Below are 18,506 nucleotides of genomic sequence, written 5' to 3' on the forward strand. Positions count from 1 at the left end.
AATAAAAGGCAGAAATAGTTATAAGGATATTCATAAAGCTTATTTCCATCTTTTGCTTGATGGCGTATGGTAATTTCATCTGACCTTATAAAAATGATGTACCGAGGATTAAAATGAGCAAAATTTTCGAAGATAACTCGCAAACCATTGGCCATACCCCACTTATCCGTTTAAAACATTTCGGAAATGGCAATATTTTGGCTAAAGTAGAATCTCGTAACCCAAGCTTTAGTGTGAAATGCCGCATCGGTGCAAACATGATTTGGGATGCAGAGAAAAAAGGTATCCTGAAACAAGGTGTTGAACTTGTTGAGCCAACAAGTGGTAATACAGGAATTGCGCTTGCCTATGTTGCTGCGGCTCGTGGCTATAAACTAACCCTAACAATGCCTGATACAATGAGTGTTGAGCGTCGTAAGCTACTTAAAGCATTAGGTGCTAATTTAGTATTAACTGAAGGCGCTAAAGGCATGAAAGGCGCTATTGATAAAGCAAATGAAATTCGTGATAGCGATCCAACACGTTATCTGCTGTTACAGCAATTTAGTAACCCAGCAAATCCTGAAATTCATGAAAAAACCACAGGTCCTGAAATTTGGAATGATACTGATGGGAAAGTGGATGTGGTCATTGCGGGCGTAGGTACAGGCGGTACTATCACTGGTATTGGTCGTTATTTGAAAAAAACACAAGGTAAAGCGGTAACAATGGTTGCCGTTGAACCAACAGGTTCTCCTGTTATTACGCAAGCATTAGCCGGTGAAGAAATTAAACCAGGTCCACATAAAATTCAAGGTATTGGTGCTGGGTTTATTCCGGCAAATCTTGATTTAGCATTACTGGACCGTGTTGTACAAATTACCAACGAAGAATCTTTTGAAACGGCTCGTGAATTAATGACTAAAGAAGGAATTTTAGCCGGTATCTCTTCTGGTGCAGCAATTGCTGCGGCAGTGAAACTGGCAAAAGAACCTGAATTTGCAGATAAACAAATCGTCGTTATTTTACCCTCTTCTGGTGAGCGTTACCTCAGTACACCACTTTTTGCTGACATTGCGGACAGCTAAATTTAGCACACTCAATTGTAAACAACTTATTAAAAAAGCACCGATATGGTGCTTTTTTTGTGGTAGAGATCAAACTTTGCTATGCAGACAGGTGATTTATTCCTTCGAGTTTAGTATTTAATCAATTAATTATTTCGAAGGTCGAAATTAATCAGAAAATAATCGAGAATACGAAACAACGCTCATTTAGTTTTCTGAGATAAATTAGTTTCTGAGATAAATTTTTATCTGATGAGGTGATAGGTTTTATCTTATCTGATATTGCAACGCAAAGCAGGACAATTTCATCTACACTTACTAAGTCCTGACTTAATGTGAAAACTTGAGTTATAAAAGGAAAAAATCCTATGTACCAGCAAGAAGTTACTATTACAGCACCAAACGGCTTACATACTCGTCCAGCGGCGCAGTTAGTAAAAGATGCCAAAACATTTTCTTCTGATATCAGCCTAATCTCTGGTGGCAAATCTGCCAGTGCTAAAAGCCTATTCAAGTTACAGACTTTAGGTTTAACTCAAGGCACTGTCGTCACTATCTCTGCTGAAGGTGAAGATGAAAAACAAGCTGTTGAACATTTAGTTAAATTAATGGCTGAATTAGAGTAATTATTTATTAGCCATTAATACTGTATAACCCCCTGAATGACCTTCAGGGGATAATTTAAAGATGATTTTAAAACAGCAGGGTCACAAGATCCTATTCTTTTAAAATTATCACCAGCAAGTCGTAGGATAAATTATGATTTCAGGAATTTTAGCATCACCAGGTATCGCTTTCGGTCAGGCTCTACTTCTAAAAGAAGAACCTCTTATCATTAGCCAACGTAAAATTCAAAGTGATGAAATAGAAAATCAAATTGAACGCTTTAAAGATGGCCGCAATAAATCAGCGCAACAACTAGAAATTATTAAAGCGCGTGCTGAAAAAAATCTGGGAGCAGATAAAGCAGAAATTTTTGAAGGTCACATTATGTTGCTTGAAGATGAGGAGCTTGAACAAGAGATTGTGACCCTTATCAAAGGTGAAAAGAAAACCGCAGAAGCCGCGGTTCAATCTGTTATCGAAGACCAAGCAATGGCGCTAGAGGCGTTAGATGATGAATATCTAAAAGAGCGTGCCGCTGACGTTCGTGATATTGGCAAACGTCTAATGCGCAATATTTGCGATATGCCAATTATCGATTTAAGTGCTATTGCAGAAAAAGTGATTTTAGTTGCTACTGATCTCACCCCTTCTGAAACTGCACAACTCAATTTAGAAAATGTATTAGGCTTTATTACTGACCTTGGTGGTAGAACTTCTCATACCTCCATTATGGCTCGCTCTTTAGAGATCCCAGCAATTGTTGGAACATCTAACGCGACACAGTCTATTAAAAAAGATGATTATCTTGTCCTTGATGCAATTAACAATAAAATTATTATTAATCCATCTGAAGATGAACTTGATACACTTAAAGCTATCAAAGAAGAGTACCTGCACGAGAAAGATGAACTGGCAAAATTAAAAGACTTGCCAGCAATTACACTTGATGGTCATCAAGTCGAAGTTTGTGCAAATATCGGTACAGTTCGTGATGTTGCAGGTGCTGAACGTAATGGTGCTGAAGGTGTTGGTCTGTATCGTACTGAATTTTTATTTATGGATAGAGATTCATTTCCAACAGAAGAAGAACAATTTCAAGCTTATAAAGCAGTTGCACAAGCAGTAGGAAGTCCAGCTGTGATTATCCGCACTATGGATATTGGTGGCGATAAGGACTTACCTTACATGAACCTACCAAAAGAAGAGAACCCATTTTTAGGTTGGAGAGCAATTCGTATTTGTCTTGACCGTAAAGAGATCCTTCATTCACAATTACGTGCTATCTTAAGAGCATCTGCTTTTGGTAAACTACGCATTATGTTTCCAATGATTATCTCTATTGAAGAGATTCGTGCATTGAAAGCAGAACTTGAAATACTGAAAAGCCAGCTTCGCGCAGAAAACAAAAATTTCGATGAATCTATTGAAGTTGGTGTAATGGTTGAAACCCCTGCGGCAGCTGTAATGGCACGCCTCATGGCAAAAGAAGTTGACTTTTTCAGTATTGGGACTAACGATCTAACACAATATACTCTGGCTGTAGACCGTGGAAATGAGCTGATATCTCATCTATATAATCCAATGTCACCTGCAGTACTTAACCTAATAAAACAGGTCATTGATGCATCACATGCAGAAGGTAAATGGACTGGAATGTGTGGTGAACTTGCCGGGGATGAACGAGCAACACTGTTGCTTTTAGGCATGGGATTAGATGAGTTTAGTATGAGTGCTATTTCAATTCCTCGCATCAAAAAAATTATTCGCAATGCGAATTTCGATGATGCAAAAGCATTAGCAGAGCAAGCACTTGCTCAACCTACTGCAAAGGAATTAATGGACTTAGTAGAGACTTTTACTAAAGAAAAAACACTGTGCTAATTGCATTAGCCAGAGCCCGGTCCCAACTAAAATAATTAGGAGAAGATTCATGGGTCTGTTTGATAAATTAAAATCACTGGTTTCAGAGGAAAAGAAAGGCAGTGGCACGATTGATATTGTTGCACCACTTTCTGGTGAAATCGTCAATATCGAAGATGTTCCTGATGTTGTTTTCGCTGAAAAAATCGTAGGTGACGGTATTGCTATCAAACCTGCTGGTAATAAAATTGTTGCACCAGTTGATGGTACTATCGGAAAAATTTTCGAGACTAACCATGCGTTCTCTATTGAATCAGACAATGGTATCGAGTTATTTGTCCACTTCGGTATTGATACTGTTGAACTGAAAGGTGAAGGATTCAAACGTATCGCTGAAGAAGGTCAACAAGTGAAAGTTGGCGATACTATTTTAGAATTTGATCTGGCTGTGCTAGAAGAAAAAGCAAAATCTGTACTCACACCAGTTGTTATTTCTAATATGGATGAAATTCAAAGTTTAACCAAAATGACAGGTCCAGTTACTGTTGGTGAAACCGTTATTATTCAGATTAAAAAATAATCTTTTGTGATGTTATCTACTTAAACCGCCACCGATAATGTGGCGGTTTTTTTATATTTAAGAACCAAAAAACCAAAAACCAAAAACCAAAAACACTCTAAATAATTCGAGATGTAGCTAGGCGACAAGTGAATAAGTCGCTAGGAGCATACATAAGTATGTGACTAGTGCGAATGAATGCAGTCGACAACGCTACAACTTGAAGTATGACGAGTATTGTAACTAGCGCGAATGAACGTAGCCACAACGCTACAACTTGAATTATGACGAGTAAACGCCCGTTGATAAATAACGATCACCTCTATCACAAACAATCGCCACAATCACTGCACCTGGATTTTCTTTTGCAATGCGTAACGCACCTGCTACAGCTCCACCTGAACTAACACCACAGAATATACCCTCTTGAGTAGCTAAAAGGCGCATGGTCTCTTCTGCTTCGTTTTGAGACATATCTATGACCTTATCCACCAGCTCTTTTTTAAATATGCTAGGTAAATAAGCTGGCGACCAACGTCGTATTCCCGGAATTTGGCTCTTCTCTTCAGGCTGAAGCCCTATAATTTCAACACTGTCAGATTGTGTTTTCAAATAACCCGCAACACCAGTAATGGTTCCTGTGGTTCCCATACTTGAAACGAAATGGGTAATACGTCCTGCGGTTTGCTGCCAAATTTCAGGTCCAGTTGAAATAAAATGAGCTCGTGAATTATCTGGATTATTAAATTGATCAAGCACTTTTCCTTCGCAATTCTCTTGCATTTGCTGTGCTAAATCACGTGCGCCTTCCATGCCAATTTCACGGCTAACTAAAATAAGCTCTGCACCATAAGCTCGCATTGAAGCTTGACGCTCTTTACTCATATTTTCAGGCATTAAGAGTTTTAAACGATAACCTTTTACAGCTGCAATCATTGCAAGTGCAATACCCGTATTGCCACTGGTAGCCTCAATCAGCGTATCACCAGGCTGGATTTCACCTCGTAATTCCGCTTGTTCAATCATTGACAACGCAGCTCTATCTTTCACTGAGCCAGCGGGGTTGTTACCTTCTAACTTAACCCAGATTTCAGCGTCTAACCCTTGCGTCAGTCGTTGTAGTTTTACTAACGGTGTATTACCAATAAATTGTTCTAACCCAGCCACAGTAAGTTCCTGATCATTTGTTAGTCTGTATCTATGAAGAAATCACATTTACTTTATTAACGCAATAACATTAACGAAATTAGATGAATATCCACACAATGAAAAATACCCACGCTACATTTAACATGGGCATTGATAAGCTAAATAATTTATTGGTTATAGATAAAACTATGCCGTATAAGCCAATGAAACCGTATTCAAGGGTGTATCACCCGCATATAAACGTGCTTGAGCACCGCCCATATAGTAAGTCGCCCCTTTAATAGGTACAGTCGCAATATTATTCCAAATCGCAGTTACAGGCAGATCCCCCCAACCAATAGGCTGCAAGATAAGCTGCCAATAATGCCCTTTAGGTGAAGCCTCTATCACTTTAACGGGTAATCGACAAACACTGTTTTCATGAGCATTCAGCGTCACTTCCCAAGAACGTAAAAACACATCGATATCACCTTGATAAAGTGGTGTTACTGATAATGGAAGATGATAACCACCAATTTGTAGTTGAGCGCCATTGATTTCACCTTGTAAGTGATTTACATCGCCTAAAAACTCTAGCACAAAGCGACTTGTTGGTGATTGCCATACTTCTTGTGGTGTACCAACTTGTTCAATTTTACCATTTCCCATAATAACAATACGATCAGCGACTTCCATCGCTTCTTGCTGATCGTGAGTGACAAATACGCTAGTGAATTTAAGCTCTTCATGTAATTCACGTAACCAGCGACGCAATTCCGTTCTTACTTTGGCATCAAGTGCGCCAAAAGGCTCATCAAGCAATAATATTTGTGGTTCAACCGCTAATGCTCTAGCTAATGCCACTCGTTGCTTTTGACCTCCAGATAGTTGAGCAGGATAACGTTGTGCCAAATGAGGCAATTGGATCATCTCTAATAATTGCTCAACCTTTTTACGGATTACCTCATTATTTGGTCTTTCACGACGAGGTAAAACCGTTAAACCAAATGCAATGTTGTCAAATACTGTCATATGGCGAAACAGGGCGTAATGTTGAAACACAAAACCTACTTTTCTATCACGGGCATGCAAACGACTCACATCTTGCTCTTGAAAATAGAGATTACCTTGGGTTTGATGTTCTAACCCCGCAATAATGCGCAATAAGGTCGTTTTCCCGGAGCCTGAAGGACCAAGCAGTGCAACCATTTCACCAGAAGCAATATTTAAGCTGATATCATGCAACACTTCAGTGCGATCAAAATATTTGGTGACATTATTAATTTTAATACTCATATTTTGCCTCTACTCATGTGTTAATGATAATAATAATAATGTTATTGCTGACGCGCTAAATGCCATTGCAATATGCTTTTAATCATTAATGTAAAAATTGCCATCAATGCCAATAATGCGGCGGCAGTGAATGCACCTACTGTATTGTAATCTTGGTGCAACAATTCAACTTGTAATGGTAATGAATAGGTTTCACCGCGAATTGCACCTGATACCACAGAAACCGCACCAAACTCACCAATCGCTCTAGCATTAGTTAATACCACGCCATATAACAGTGCCCAGCGAATATTAGGCAATGTGACACGCCAAAACATCTTCCAACCACTGGCACCTAATAACACTGCGGCTTCATCTTCTTGGCTACCTTGACTCATCATCACGGGGACTAACTCTCTGACGACAAAAGGACAAGTGACAAAAACGGTAACTAATACCATTCCTTGCCATGAGAACATTAGTTGAATATCAAAACCGGCTAACCATTGACCTGCCCAACCATTACTACCGTAAAAAAGAAGATACAAAAGCCCTGCGACAACGGGTGATACAGCGAAGGGTATATCAATCAGCGTCATTAATAATTGACGTCCAGGAAAACGAAACCGGGTTACCAACCACGCCATACTCACACCAAAGAGCATATTGATAGGTACAGTTATCAGTGCAATTAACACCGTTAACCAAACAGCATGCAACATGTCGCTATCGAATAGATTTTGGGTGAAAATTTCAATACCTTTAGAAAACGCGGTCATAAAAATCCACGCTATCGGTACCACGAGAAATAAAATGGATAGCACAATACCAGTGAGGATCAGCCCCCACTTCACCCAATTAATTTGACCTCGATACACAGAGCGTTGTGGTGCGATATCTGACCTTAAATCAGCCATTAATGCCCCCTTAATCGTTGCCCAAAGCGGCTTTGTAATCCATTAATTGCAAATAGCAAGATTAAAGAAACCAATAAAATTACTGAAGCAACAGCACTAGCAGCAGGATAATCAAACTCTTGTAATCGAATAAAAATCATCAATGAAACAACTTCTGTTTGCCATGCAATATTGCCAGCAATAAAAATAACGGCACCAAATTCACCTAAGCTACGTGTAAAAGAGAGCGCTGTTCCCGCTAATAATGCAGGCGATAATTCAGGTAATACCACTTTACGAAAGGTTTGCCAGCGACCAGCGCCAAGGGTTTCTGCCGCTTCTTCATATTCAGGTCCCAACTCTTCTAAAACGGGTTGAACTGTTCTTACGACAAAAGGCAAACTAGTAAATGACATCGCCACTGCAATACCAATCCAGGTATTAATCACTTTGATATCAAACTTATCTAATACGAAGCCATACCAACCTTGTGTCGAAAAAAGTGTGGCTAGCGTTAATCCTGCAACAGCCGTTGGTAAGGCAAAAGGTAAATCCATTAAACCATCAAGTAGTTGTCTACCAGGAAATCTATAACGTGTAATGATCCATGCTAGCAGCATACCAAATAGCGCATTAAATAAACTTGCAACACCAGCGGCTAATAGTGTGACTTTATATGCCGCAATTATTTGAGGGTGCGTAATCACCGCCCAATATTGCGCCCAACTCATATCAGATAACTGCACAACCAGCGCACTCATAGGTAATAAAAGGATCAAGCAGGTATAAAATAGTGTGCCACCTAAACTTAGCCCAAATCCTGGTAATACTCGCTTACTGGTTGTGGCAAACATTATCTGTGTCCTTGAGCTAACAGCTCATCAAGCGTGCCATCGGTTGAAAAATGTGTTTTCATCACATTACTCCAATCGCCAAATACTTCCTCGATAGTAAAGAGTGTGGTTGCAGGAAACTGCGCGGCTTTTTGTGTCATTACGCTCTTATCGTTTACGCGATAATTAAACTGCGTAATAATTTCTTGGGCTTTAGGGCTATAAAGATAGTTAAGATAAGCTTTTGCTGCCTCTTCAGAACCATTACGTTGAATATTTTTGTCAACCCAAGCGACTGGGAATTCAGCTAAAATATCAACAGGAGGCACAATAACTTGGTAATCATCTTCACCATATTGTTTTCGAATATTATTAACTTCTGACTCAAAGCTAATTAAGACATCCCCTAAGCCACGCTCGATAAAAGTGGTTGTGGCACCACGACCTCCGGTATCAAATACCGCAACATTTTTGAGAAATTTGGTCATCGCTTCACGGGTCTTTTCATCATTGCCATACACTTTTTCAAAAGCCCCCCATGCGGCTAAATAGGTATAACGTCCATTACCTGATGTTTTAGGGTTTGGGAAAACTACTTTGACATCATCACGGGTTAAATCTTCCCATGAAGTAATATTTTTAGGATTTCCTTTACGCACAAGGTAAGCCATGGTGGAGTAATAAGGTGAGCTGTTATTGGGTAATCGTTGTTGCCAATTAGCAGGTATTAAGTTGCCTTTATCATGCAAAATTTGCACATCTGTCACTTGGTTATACGTCACGACATCCGCAGGTAAGCCTTGCAGTATCGCCAGAGCCTGCTTAGATGAGCCAGCATGAGACTGTTTGATAGTAATTTTATCATCAGGATGTTGAGCATCCCATTGTGTTTTAAAATCGTTATTAAGTTCTGTGAATAGCTCTCTTGCGATATCGTAAGAGCTATTAAGTAATTGCGCCGCGCCTACATAACTACTAACAACCAAAGACAATGCTGCGGTTGCCTGTAATGCAATAGTTCTTATTGTGTTTTTCTTCATTAAAAGTTACCCATCATTGTATGTTTTGTTCTGATGGTTACTCTATAGGCTTTATTTATAACAGTGTAGTTAGCTTTTGTTATTTGATATAACCACTAGTTATTAAAAACGAATAAAAGTCATGCTAATGAATCCCAACAACGTCATTTGAAATTAACTTGAAAAGAATTCAGTGCAAGAAAACGACAATCAAAGAATTTACCGATAAAAAAACGCCAGCTTATTTATAAGACTGGCGTTCATTGCAATTAACTCTCTTTTATAACGCGTAATACTTACAGCCTTACAGCGCCTTTAATACTTCATATGAAGGAGCAAAATAGTAACTACCACTGACCGGTTTACTCATTCGAAGTAAATCGTCATGTTTACCATCTAACTCACCAAACATACTCAGTAACTGTTGTTCGATATTATATAGACGACCACAATAGGCTAAGAAATAGAGCCCATGTTTTCCGCTTGCAGTACCATAAGGTAGGCTATGACGTAATATTGCAAGTTCTTCGCCCTCTTCTTCAATCACAACGCGAGAAACATGAGAGGTTATATTACGCTCTGATTCATCTAATTCAACGCTATCTTTTTTAGTGCGTCCAATCATTTTCTCTTGCTCAGATTCGCTAAAGCGAGCCCATTTTTTCAGGTTATGTTCATAGCGTTGAACTAATACATAACTACCACCTGCATCAACACCGTCATTAATTAGTGCAACACCATAACGCTCGTCATCTTGTGGGTTTTCTGTACCATCAATAAAACCACTAAGATCACGCTCTTCAGTCCAACGGAAACCGTGAATTTCTTCTTCAACGTTAATCACATCACCAAATGCAGCAAGTGCGGCTTGAGCGAGTGTAAAGTTCACATCATGACGCATTGATTGAATATGAATAAAAAAATCACGTTGTGTTGCAGGAGCCAACCCTTTACCTAATGGGCGAAAAGGTTTTAACTCTGGTGCACTATTTTCATCTGATAATTTTTTCCACAGATCTGAACCAAATGCAATCACAGCACCCAATGAAGCATCAGGAAATTGTTTTTGTAAATCGCTGAGTGATTGCATAAATTTCTGACATCCTTGACGCAGAAGATCTAAATCACCGACAACCATTGCTTCAATAAAAAGACCAAATTTACTATGTGCGACTAAAATGCCGCTTTGTGCATGAGACATATTGCTTCCCTAATCGATAATCAAAACGCTCAGAATAATGTCTTATTATATCTAATATTTATTTTCTAAGATTTGCCTTTTAACAAACTTCAGCTGCTCTCTTTTGTAAATTCAGACTTTTTTATAACGAATATCTTGGTACTGCTTTTTTCTGCCAAATAATTTGTATTAGTTTCCAATCAGTTAATGCTGTGTCTGGCGGCATTAATCCATCAGGGCCATCCCATTTGCCACTAAAAACATAGCTAATTGACTTAGCTTGTTCTGACTGACATAGAATAGTTTTTTGTTCGTCAATTTGCTGCCCTTTACTACATGCACCAAATGCTTTTTTATAAATATCTTTAAATGGTGTACCTATTGTCGTTCCCCAAGCCGTTTCTACTTTAGGATCAGAGATCTCTATCTTATCAACAGTGCCGTTTTCTTTGCCATAAAAAGCCACTTGAACTTTACTATCTTCAAGTCCTTGCAAAATCACCATAATATCGCCATTTTGCATCTCCATACCTTGACGATAATGATAACGATTTCCTAACTCTTTCTTTATTTCACTTTCCGTTACTTTCGTTGAATCTGTAATATTTCCTAAGCCATCGGCTGAAACTACGAGATTATCGCTAGAAAACCAATTTATTGGATTTAGTGCAGAAAAAGACATTCCACCCATGGATGAACAGCCACTTAGTAATAGAACACTTGTACTTAAGCACAAGGGTAACCAAAATTTAGGCATCATAACGCTCTCCGTTAAACTTTCTCGTAACACATTAAAATAAAACTAATATCACCGCGATAATGATTAATAGCTAAGCGATAAATCAGCATAACAAAATACAGGCAAACTTAATCAACGATTATCAGATGAAAAAGAGAGCCTAATTACGACCGCCTATAACTCTTTTTGTTCCAAATCGTCTAATATCCCCAAAACAGTAAGTCAGAAAGAATTAATAGAGCATTAATGATCATCATAGCGACGAATAGAATAAACACTGAAAATACAAATAGATGGGATTTAATAAAATGAGAGAAGAGCGCATAAAGTCCCGCTAATCAATAAGGGACTTTAGCAACAATCTTAAAGGTCAAAGTCTTGCATTAAAGGTCAAAATCTTGGTCGACAATTAAACGTTTGGTATATGTCGTGCTTTCTTGGTTTTGATCTTCATACAGCAATTTTTCAAACATAAAAATGGTGGCATCATTTTCTTCTGGAATAACTAAGGTAATTTGAGGACAACCTTTAGCAATCAGTTTCTTTTCAAGGCGAGAAATTAATGCATTAGCTATGCCTCTACCACGAAAATCAGGATGAACACCTAAATAATATAAAGAACCTCGGTGACCATCATATCCACCCATCACGCTTCCTACTATTTCCCCTGCAACTTCAGCAATTAAAAAGAGATCAGGTGAGTGATTAATTTTTCTTTCAATATCAATTTCAGGATCGTTATCGGGTGAAATTAAATCACAACGCTCCCAAAGTGTAATGATTGCCTCAAAGTCATCTTGGCGAAATAGTCGTATTTCCATGTTTTTGCCTGTTATCTGTCACATAAATCTTAATTTATTATCGCTTGTTTGGTTTATGAATCAACTTGAAAATGAGAACATAGAGAATATAAAGCTTTATTTTTAATAAATATGATAAAAATTGTAGGTTATTATGAGTTTACCTGATATTCATCGCGTTAAAGAATTTTTTCTATCTCTGCAAGATACTATTTGCCAGGCTATTGAGTCTGCCGATAAAAAAGCAACATTTCAGCAAGATAATTGGGAGAGAAAAGAAGGTGGTGGTGGTCGTACTCGAGTACTCACTAATGGTGCTATTTTTGAGCAAGCAGGCGTTAACTTTTCACATGTCTATGGTGATAATTTACCCAAGTCAGCAACGGCACACCGCCCTGAGTTGAGTGGTCGTAGTTTTCAAGCAATGGGTGTTTCATTAGTTATTCATCCACTTAATCCTTATATTCCAACCTCTCATGCCAATGTGCGCTTTTTTATCGCTGAAAAAGAGGGAGAAGATCCCGTATGGTGGTTTGGTGGCGGCTTCGATTTAACACCTTATTATGGATTTGAAGAAGATGTTATCCTTTGGCATAAAGTTGCCAAATCCATTTGCTCACCTTTTGGAGACGACTATTATTCTCGCTATAAAAAATGGTGTGATGACTATTTTTATCTTAAACACCGTAATGAACCACGTGGCGTTGGTGGTCTGTTCTTTGATGATCTAAACACGCCAAATTTCGATCACTGTTTTGACTTTGTACAGCAAGTTGGACTTGGTTACCTTGATGCTTATTTACCCATTGTAGAAAAACGCAAAACAATGCCATGGGGTGAACGTGAGCGTCAATTCCAGCTTTATCGCCGTGGTCGCTATGTTGAATTTAATTTAGTGTGGGATAGAGGTACGTTATTTGGCTTACAAAGTGGGGGTCGTACTGAATCTATTTTAATGTCGATGCCACCATTAGTGCGCTGGGAATATAGTCATACTCCAGAACCTAATTCACCTGAAGCAAAGTTATATACTGACTTTCTGATTCAAAAAGAGTGGGTATAAAAAACCTCTAGGTAATTAAAGATAAAGCCACATAGGCGCAATGCCTAATTGTGGCTTTATTTTACTCTTCAAATAACTCATCAGGACAATCAGAGATAACATCAAACCCCAAGTAATAATATAAATGGAATTTATTTATATTATTTTTATCATAAATATGAATACCTTCCGAACTATAGCAGTTGGTAATATTCACTTTGCTACTATTGAAAATAATTTCAGATTGATTTAATGCACCAGTGATTTTAACCGTATCTTTTTGATTAGGATTATTGTGATAAATAGCCGATATCGATAACTCATCTCTAAACTGTTCAAGCTGAGTCAGTTTTTTATTATAAATAAATGTGTAAGTTGTTTTATCGTCAATAGAATCATAAACCACATTATGTTTATCGCTAATGGTAAAATCTTCACCGTTTAATGATAAACAGCGATTGTTATTTTCATCTATCGGATCATTAAAACAGGTATATACAGACTGACTTGCCAAGTTAGCTTTATCCGTATATAAGAAAAGCCCCTCTTCTTCATTTGAAACAAGTCCAATAGAAAAATCTGCTGGTGTTTCACTACTGAATGCAGTGCCATGATAAAACAGTAAAGTAGAAAGAAGTAGTATTCTCAGCATATCAATTTCCTAAGAGTCAAAAAACATTTATTAAATATCTCAATTTTTATTCAAAAAAAACCACACGTTAATGTGGCTTTTTATATTTAATACAGGTCGCTAACGATATTATTTAGATTTTTTCAAATGTGATAATAAACGTTTACGTTTACGCATTTGAGATACTGTTAGCTTGTTTTTCTTATCCGCATATGGGTTTTCACCCTCTTTAAATTGAATACGGATTGGCGTACCCATCACTTTCAGTGTACGACGGAAGTAGTTCATCAAATAGCGCTTATAGCTATCTGGTAAATCAGAAACCTGATTACCATGAATAACCACGACAGGTGGGTTATAACCGCCAGCGTGCGCATATTTCATTTTCACACGTCGTCCACGAAGCATTGGTGGCTGATGGTCATCTTCTGCCATTTTCATGATACGAGTAAGCATGGAAGTCCCTACGCGACGCGTAGCACAAACGTAAGCTTCTTGGATTGACTCAAATAAGTTACCAACACCACTACCATGTAGAGCTGAAATAAAGTGAACACGAGCAAAATCAACAAAACCTAATTTAAGATCAAGCATATCTTTTACTTGATCACGGTCTTCTTGTGTCATGCCATCCCATTTATTAACAGCGATAACTAATGAGCGTCCTGCATTAAGGATATAGCCTAATAAAGAGAGATCTTGATCTGAGATACCTTCTCTTGCATCAACAACTAGCAATGCAACATTACAATCTTCAATTGCTTGCAGTGTTTTAATAACAGAGAATTTTTCAACCGTTTCTTTAACTTTGCCGCGCTTACGCACACCGGCAGTGTCAATAAGAATATATTCTTTCTCATCACGCTGCATTGGGATATAGATGCTATCGCGAGTGGTGCCTGGCATATCGTAAACAACCACACGATCTTCACCTAACATACGGTTAGTTAATGTGGATTTACCTACATTAGGACGACCAACTATTGCAAGTTTTACAGGTAACGTTGAAGGGTCGAAATCATCTTCTTCATCTTCTAACTCTTGCTCTTCTTGTTCTGCTTCTAACGCTGCCCAATAAGCGGCATTTTCTTCTTCTTCAGTAAGCTCTTTTTCTTCTTCAACCACTTTACCTGTAATAGGCAATAGTGCTTGTTCAATAAGTTGTGCAACACCACGACCATGAGAAGCAGCAATAGGGAAAATTTCACCTAAACCTAAAGAATAGAAATCAGCAAGTGCAGTATCGGTATCGATACCATCGGTTTTATTCGCCACTAAATATGTTTTTTTCTCAACACCACGAAGATGTTTAGCAATGCCCTGATCTGCTGGCATTAAACCTGCACGCGCATCAACTAAGAAGAGAACAATATCAGCTTCTTGAATAGCCTGTAATGATTGTGATGCCATATGGGTTTCAACACCCTCTTCTGCACCATCAATACCACCAGTATCAATAATAATAAATTCTTCCCCTTCTAACTCTGCGCGCCCATATTTACGGTCGCGAGTTAATCCAGGAAAGTCAGCAACTAATGCGTCTCTTGTGCGTGTTAGTCGATTAAATAATGTGGATTTTCCCACATTAGGGCGCCCTACTAAGGCAATAACGGGTATCATTCTTTGATGCCTCATAAAAATACAATTATAAATCTATGATTGTATTTTACATGTAAATACTAAAAAGACGAAACGGCTCCTTTAAAGGAGCCGTAAAATAAATAGGTTAGTCTGCAATAAATTACCGACTATAAAGATAAAGCTTACCATCACGCGCTTGGATCATTAGTTTATCTTTTGCAACTTGAGGGCGACTGAGTAGACCAGCGCTATTTACTGCATTTTGTGCAATAAATTTTCCTGTGCTGGTATCAATCCAGTGAAGATAACCTTCTGCATCGCCAACAACTAAATAACCATCAAAAATTGCTGGCGCTGTTAAATTACGATGCAGCAAATCTTCTTGTGTCCATAATGTCACACCATCAGATTTACGAACAGATAAAACTCGGTCGTTTTGGTCAACAAGGTAAATATTATCACCTAAAAGTACCATATCATTAACTGAGCCTAAATCACGCTTCCATAAAATCTGACCTGAACGCATATCTAAGCTAACTAAATTACCATTGTATGCCATTGCATAAACAGTATTTTCATCAATAACAGGTGTGATATCAACATCATTTAAACGGCTGATTTCTGTCGAGCCTTTTACCTGCGAGATATTTTGTTGCCAAATTAGCTGACCTTGAGATAACACAACCGCACTTACACGGCCATTATCTGCACCAACAATAGCAGCGCCATAAGCAACTGCAGGTGCAGACTCACCACGAACTGATAGTGATGGTGTATCTAAGTTAACTGTCCATGTAATTTCACCACTGAGTAGATCAAGCCCTTGAAGCATACCGTTACTAGTATGAATAAGAACTAATCCATCACTGACAACTGGACGAGAAATAGCTTCCCCTGCCACATCAGATTCCCAATCAATTGAGCCATCGTCAGTACTAAGTGCATAAACTTTAGCTTTTTCTGTTCCCACAAAAATGCGAGTCCCAGAAACCGTTAAGCCACCTGAAAGCAGCGCTGATTCATTAGAAGAAAGGAAGCCTGTTTTAGTTGAGAGATCTTGTGACCAGATCTCTTTACCTGTATCAAGTTCTAATGCTTTCACTAAACCATGGCGATCAGCGACATACACAACTGAGCCATCCCATGCTGGTGACAAATGGGAATAGTATTTACCAATACCATTTCCAACTGACTTGTCCCAAACAACCGTTGGTGTAAATTGGCTCTGCACCTCAGGTAATGGAGACATTGTCACATTATCCTGTTCACTAGAACAACCTGCCAATAAAGCAGATGCTAGTAGACCAACCAGGAGAGTTTTACGCAGTTGCATGTCTGAAGATCCCTTTAATTGGATAAATTATTGAGTTTAAGTTCAACCAGTGAGCGAATAGCACCTGCATTTTCATCAGTTAATGCTGTTTGATATGCGGCTGTTGCACCTGCACTATCACCTTTTTTCGCTAACACATCACCACGGATATAATTTTTCATTCCATTCCATGCTTTGCTTTTCACTTGCTCAAGCGAAACTAACGCGGCATCTGTTTTATCTAATGCCAATTGTACGCGAGCTAAACGAAGATTAAGCATGTCAGCAAAAGCATCATTCTTTACTTTTGATAACGCTGCGGTTAAGTGACGTTCACCGTTCACTAAGTCATTAGCTTCAATAGCAATTTGAGCAAGTTCTAAAGCCGCTAATGCACCATAAATATCGTTAGTTTCAGTAACAAACTTTTCCGCTGCTGCGATACTTTCTGGTGTTACTTTGCTTAAGCCTTCATTGACTGTGGCAAACGCATCAGCACTTTCTTGCAGGCGATTAACTTGATGTGACTGCCAATATTTCCAGCCAAATACCCCACCAAAGCCAATGACTACTGATAAAACGATAGTTAAGCCATAATTTTTGAAGAATTGCTTAATTGCATCAACTTGTTCATTCTCAGAGCTATAAACTTCCACAAGTCTCTCCTTAACCTAATAACAGTGACAGTTGCTGGGCAAGTTCATTACGAGCAATGATTTTTTGTTCACCTGAACGTAAATCTTTAACTGCAACTGTACCCGCATTAATTTCATCTTCACCTAAAATCAGCGCAATTTTAGCACCTTGTTTATCAGCGCGTCCTAATTGCTTTTTAAAGTTACCATTACCATGATTCGTCATGAGACGCAGTTGAGGCAATTGGTCACGGATCTCTTCAGCAAGGATTAATGCTGCACTTTGGCTATTGTCACCAAAAGATGCAAGATAAACATCAGCGACATTAGTTTCAGCAACAAAATCAGGATTAACAGCTTGAACTAATAAGATCATGCGTTCCATACCCATCGCAAAACCTACTGCTGGCGTTGGGTGTCCACCTAACTGTTTTACTAAACCGTCGTAACGTCCACCAGCACACACAGTGCCTTGCGAACCTAATGCGCTAGTTACCCATTCAAAAACAGTGCGGTTATAATAGTCTAAACCACGAACTAAACGCTGGTTAACACGGTAAGTAATGCCGACAGAATCTAACAATGCACAGAGACCATCAAAGTGCGCTCTTGATTCGTCATCAAGATAATCGAAAAGTTCAGGCGCATCATTCAATAAAGTCTGAATTTCAGGATTTTTAGAGTCTAAAACACGCAATGGGTTAGAATACATACGACGTTTGCAGTCTTCATCTAATTTATCAACGTGCTGCTCTAAGAAAGCAACTAACGCTTCACGGTAATTAGCACGAGCCTCTAAAGAGCCAATTGAGTTAAGTTCTAAAGTAACATGCTCAGAAATTCCTAAAGCGCGCCACCAACGAGCTGTTAGCATAATAAGCTCAGCATCGATATCGGGTCCTTGAAGACCAAAAACTTCAGCACCTAACTGATGAAATTGACGGTAGCGACCTTTTTGTGGGCGTTCATAACGGAACATAGGTCCTAAATACCATAAACGCTGTTCTTGGTTATAGAGTAAACCATGCTCGATACCTGCACGTACACAACCTGCCGTATTTTCAGGGCGCAATGTTAAGCTTTGAGCATCTTCACCTTCACCGCGATCAACAAAAGTATACATTTCTTTTTCAACAACATCGGTTACTTCACCAATTGCTCGCTGAAATAGAGGGGTATGCTCTACGATAGGCGTTCTGATTTCACTAAAACCATAACCCGCTAAAATTTGTTTTAACGTGTTTTCAATTTTCTGCCATACGCGTGTATCAGCAGGTAGATAGTCGTTCATACCACGAATGGCTTGGATTTTTTGTGCCACTTTTTTTCTCTAATAGTTATTCGTTGATCAATAGACTGATTAT

At 38.6% G+C, this 18,506-nt stretch carries 18 protein-coding genes; 5 read left to right on the forward strand and 13 right to left on the reverse strand.

Annotated elements, in window-relative coordinates; translation table 11 throughout:
- Positions 1-113: 113 nt before the first annotated feature.
- From cysK to crr, 4 genes are all read left to right on the forward strand, one after another.
- Positions 114-1,067 carry a cysteine synthase A gene (gene cysK / locus ABN099_RS06835; RefSeq protein WP_349462902.1) on the forward strand — a complete coding sequence of 318 codons (954 nt, stop codon included), beginning with the start codon at positions 114-116 and terminating at the stop codon, positions 1,065-1,067.
- Positions 1,068-1,414: 347 nt separating this feature from the next.
- Positions 1,415-1,672, forward strand: coding sequence for a phosphocarrier protein Hpr (gene ptsH / locus ABN099_RS06840; RefSeq protein WP_064720542.1), 258 nt, complete (start codon positions 1,415-1,417; stop codon positions 1,670-1,672).
- Between the two features lie 133 nt (positions 1,673-1,805).
- Complete coding sequence (ptsI, locus tag ABN099_RS06845; protein WP_349462903.1) at positions 1,806-3,533, forward strand: phosphoenolpyruvate-protein phosphotransferase PtsI; 1,728 nt, start codon at positions 1,806-1,808, stop codon at positions 3,531-3,533.
- Positions 3,534-3,582: 49 nt separating this feature from the next.
- Positions 3,583-4,092, forward strand: coding sequence for a PTS glucose transporter subunit IIA (gene crr, locus ABN099_RS06850; protein WP_023581647.1), 510 nt, complete (start codon positions 3,583-3,585; stop codon positions 4,090-4,092).
- Positions 4,093-4,353: 261 nt separating this feature from the next.
- Here crr and cysM read toward each other — a convergent pair whose 3' ends face one another.
- From cysM to ABN099_RS06890, 8 genes are all read right to left on the reverse strand, one after another.
- Positions 4,354-5,238, reverse strand: coding sequence for a cysteine synthase CysM (gene cysM / locus ABN099_RS06855; RefSeq protein WP_349462904.1), 885 nt, complete (start codon positions 5,236-5,238; stop codon positions 4,354-4,356).
- Between the two features lie 168 nt (positions 5,239-5,406).
- Complete coding sequence (gene cysA / locus ABN099_RS06860; protein WP_349462905.1) at positions 5,407-6,495, reverse strand: sulfate/thiosulfate ABC transporter ATP-binding protein CysA; 1,089 nt, start codon at positions 6,493-6,495, stop codon at positions 5,407-5,409.
- A 41-nt stretch (positions 6,496-6,536) separates the two neighbouring features.
- Positions 6,537-7,391, reverse strand: coding sequence for a sulfate/thiosulfate ABC transporter permease CysW (gene cysW, locus ABN099_RS06865; protein WP_349462906.1), 855 nt, complete (start codon positions 7,389-7,391; stop codon positions 6,537-6,539).
- Positions 7,391-8,224, reverse strand: a complete 834-nt coding sequence (gene cysT / locus ABN099_RS06870) for a sulfate/thiosulfate ABC transporter permease CysT (RefSeq protein WP_349462907.1) — start codon at positions 8,222-8,224, stop codon at positions 7,391-7,393. The genes cysW and cysT overlap by 1 nt, the downstream gene beginning before the upstream one ends.
- On the reverse strand, positions 8,224-9,243 hold the full coding sequence (gene cysP, locus ABN099_RS06875) for a thiosulfate ABC transporter substrate-binding protein CysP (RefSeq protein WP_349462908.1): 1,020 nt from the start codon (positions 9,241-9,243) through the stop codon (positions 8,224-8,226). Before cysP ends, cysT begins: the two co-directional genes overlap by 1 nt.
- A 283-nt stretch (positions 9,244-9,526) precedes the next feature.
- Complete coding sequence (locus ABN099_RS06880) at positions 9,527-10,423, reverse strand: Dyp-type peroxidase (RefSeq protein ID WP_349462909.1); 897 nt, start codon at positions 10,421-10,423, stop codon at positions 9,527-9,529.
- Between the two features lie 121 nt (positions 10,424-10,544).
- Positions 10,545-11,162 (reverse strand): RpoE-regulated lipoprotein, encoded by a 618-nt coding sequence (locus ABN099_RS06885; protein WP_349462910.1) that lies wholly within the window; start codon positions 11,160-11,162, stop codon positions 10,545-10,547.
- A gap of 362 nt (positions 11,163-11,524) precedes the next feature.
- Entirely contained in the window at positions 11,525-11,962 is a 438-nt protein-coding gene (locus ABN099_RS06890) for a GNAT family acetyltransferase (RefSeq protein WP_064720550.1), read from the reverse strand.
- Between the two features lie 133 nt (positions 11,963-12,095).
- Between ABN099_RS06890 and hemF the strand changes: the two genes are divergently transcribed.
- Complete coding sequence (gene hemF, locus ABN099_RS06895; protein ID WP_349462911.1) at positions 12,096-13,004, forward strand: oxygen-dependent coproporphyrinogen oxidase; 909 nt, start codon at positions 12,096-12,098, stop codon at positions 13,002-13,004.
- A 61-nt stretch (positions 13,005-13,065) separates the two neighbouring features.
- Here the strand turns inward: hemF and ABN099_RS06900 are convergent, their stop codons facing one another.
- From ABN099_RS06900 to hisS, 5 genes are all read right to left on the reverse strand, one after another.
- The gene (locus tag ABN099_RS06900; protein ID WP_349462912.1) at positions 13,066-13,635 is read right to left on the reverse strand and encodes a hypothetical protein; all 570 of its coding nucleotides are present in this window, start codon (positions 13,633-13,635) and stop codon (positions 13,066-13,068) included.
- Between the two features lie 108 nt (positions 13,636-13,743).
- Positions 13,744-15,234, reverse strand: a complete 1,491-nt coding sequence (gene der, locus ABN099_RS06905; protein ID WP_349462913.1) for a ribosome biogenesis GTPase Der — start codon at positions 15,232-15,234, stop codon at positions 13,744-13,746.
- A 121-nt stretch (positions 15,235-15,355) separates the two neighbouring features.
- Positions 15,356-16,528 (reverse strand): outer membrane protein assembly factor BamB, encoded by a 1,173-nt coding sequence (bamB, locus tag ABN099_RS06910; protein ID WP_349462914.1) that lies wholly within the window; start codon positions 16,526-16,528, stop codon positions 15,356-15,358.
- A 14-nt stretch (positions 16,529-16,542) separates the two neighbouring features.
- Positions 16,543-17,163 (reverse strand): YfgM family protein, encoded by a 621-nt coding sequence (locus tag ABN099_RS06915; protein WP_349462915.1) that lies wholly within the window; start codon positions 17,161-17,163, stop codon positions 16,543-16,545.
- A 10-nt stretch (positions 17,164-17,173) separates the two neighbouring features.
- Entirely contained in the window at positions 17,174-18,463 is a 1,290-nt protein-coding gene (gene hisS, locus ABN099_RS06920; protein WP_349462916.1) for a histidine--tRNA ligase, read from the reverse strand.
- Positions 18,464-18,506 lie beyond the last annotated feature (43 nt).

This window comes from Proteus hauseri, from assembly GCF_040139125.1.
GTDB classification, from domain to species: domain Bacteria; phylum Pseudomonadota; class Gammaproteobacteria; order Enterobacterales; family Enterobacteriaceae; genus Proteus; species Proteus hauseri_B.

Bases quoted from the DNA above. Each gene is read 5' to 3' on its own strand.
- ptsI (WP_349462903.1), top strand. From the start codon at position 1,806: ATGATTTCAGGAATTTTAGCATCACCAGGTATCGCTTTCGGTCAGGCT.
- ABN099_RS06900 (WP_349462912.1), bottom strand. From the start codon at position 13,635: ATGCTGAGAATACTACTTCTTTCTACTTTACTGTTTTATCATGGCACT.
- cysW (WP_349462906.1), bottom strand. From the start codon at position 7,391: ATGGCTGATTTAAGGTCAGATATCGCACCACAACGCTCTGTGTATCGA.
- ABN099_RS06885 (WP_349462910.1), bottom strand. From the start codon at position 11,162: ATGATGCCTAAATTTTGGTTACCCTTGTGCTTAAGTACAAGTGTTCTA.
- der (WP_349462913.1), bottom strand. From the start codon at position 15,234: ATGATACCCGTTATTGCCTTAGTAGGGCGCCCTAATGTGGGAAAATCC.
- ABN099_RS06890 (WP_064720550.1), bottom strand. From the start codon at position 11,962: ATGGAAATACGACTATTTCGCCAAGATGACTTTGAGGCAATCATTACA.
- bamB (WP_349462914.1), bottom strand. From the start codon at position 16,528: ATGCAACTGCGTAAAACTCTCCTGGTTGGTCTACTAGCATCTGCTTTA.
- ptsH (WP_064720542.1), top strand. From the start codon at position 1,415: ATGTACCAGCAAGAAGTTACTATTACAGCACCAAACGGCTTACATACT.
- ABN099_RS06880 (WP_349462909.1), bottom strand. From the start codon at position 10,423: ATGTCTCATGCACAAAGCGGCATTTTAGTCGCACATAGTAAATTTGGT.
- cysP (WP_349462908.1), bottom strand. From the start codon at position 9,243: ATGAAGAAAAACACAATAAGAACTATTGCATTACAGGCAACCGCAGCA.
- crr (WP_023581647.1), top strand. From the start codon at position 3,583: ATGGGTCTGTTTGATAAATTAAAATCACTGGTTTCAGAGGAAAAGAAA.
- cysK (WP_349462902.1), top strand. From the start codon at position 114: ATGAGCAAAATTTTCGAAGATAACTCGCAAACCATTGGCCATACCCCA.
- hemF (WP_349462911.1), top strand. From the start codon at position 12,096: ATGAGTTTACCTGATATTCATCGCGTTAAAGAATTTTTTCTATCTCTG.
- cysA (WP_349462905.1), bottom strand. From the start codon at position 6,495: ATGAGTATTAAAATTAATAATGTCACCAAATATTTTGATCGCACTGAA.
- cysT (WP_349462907.1), bottom strand. From the start codon at position 8,224: ATGTTTGCCACAACCAGTAAGCGAGTATTACCAGGATTTGGGCTAAGT.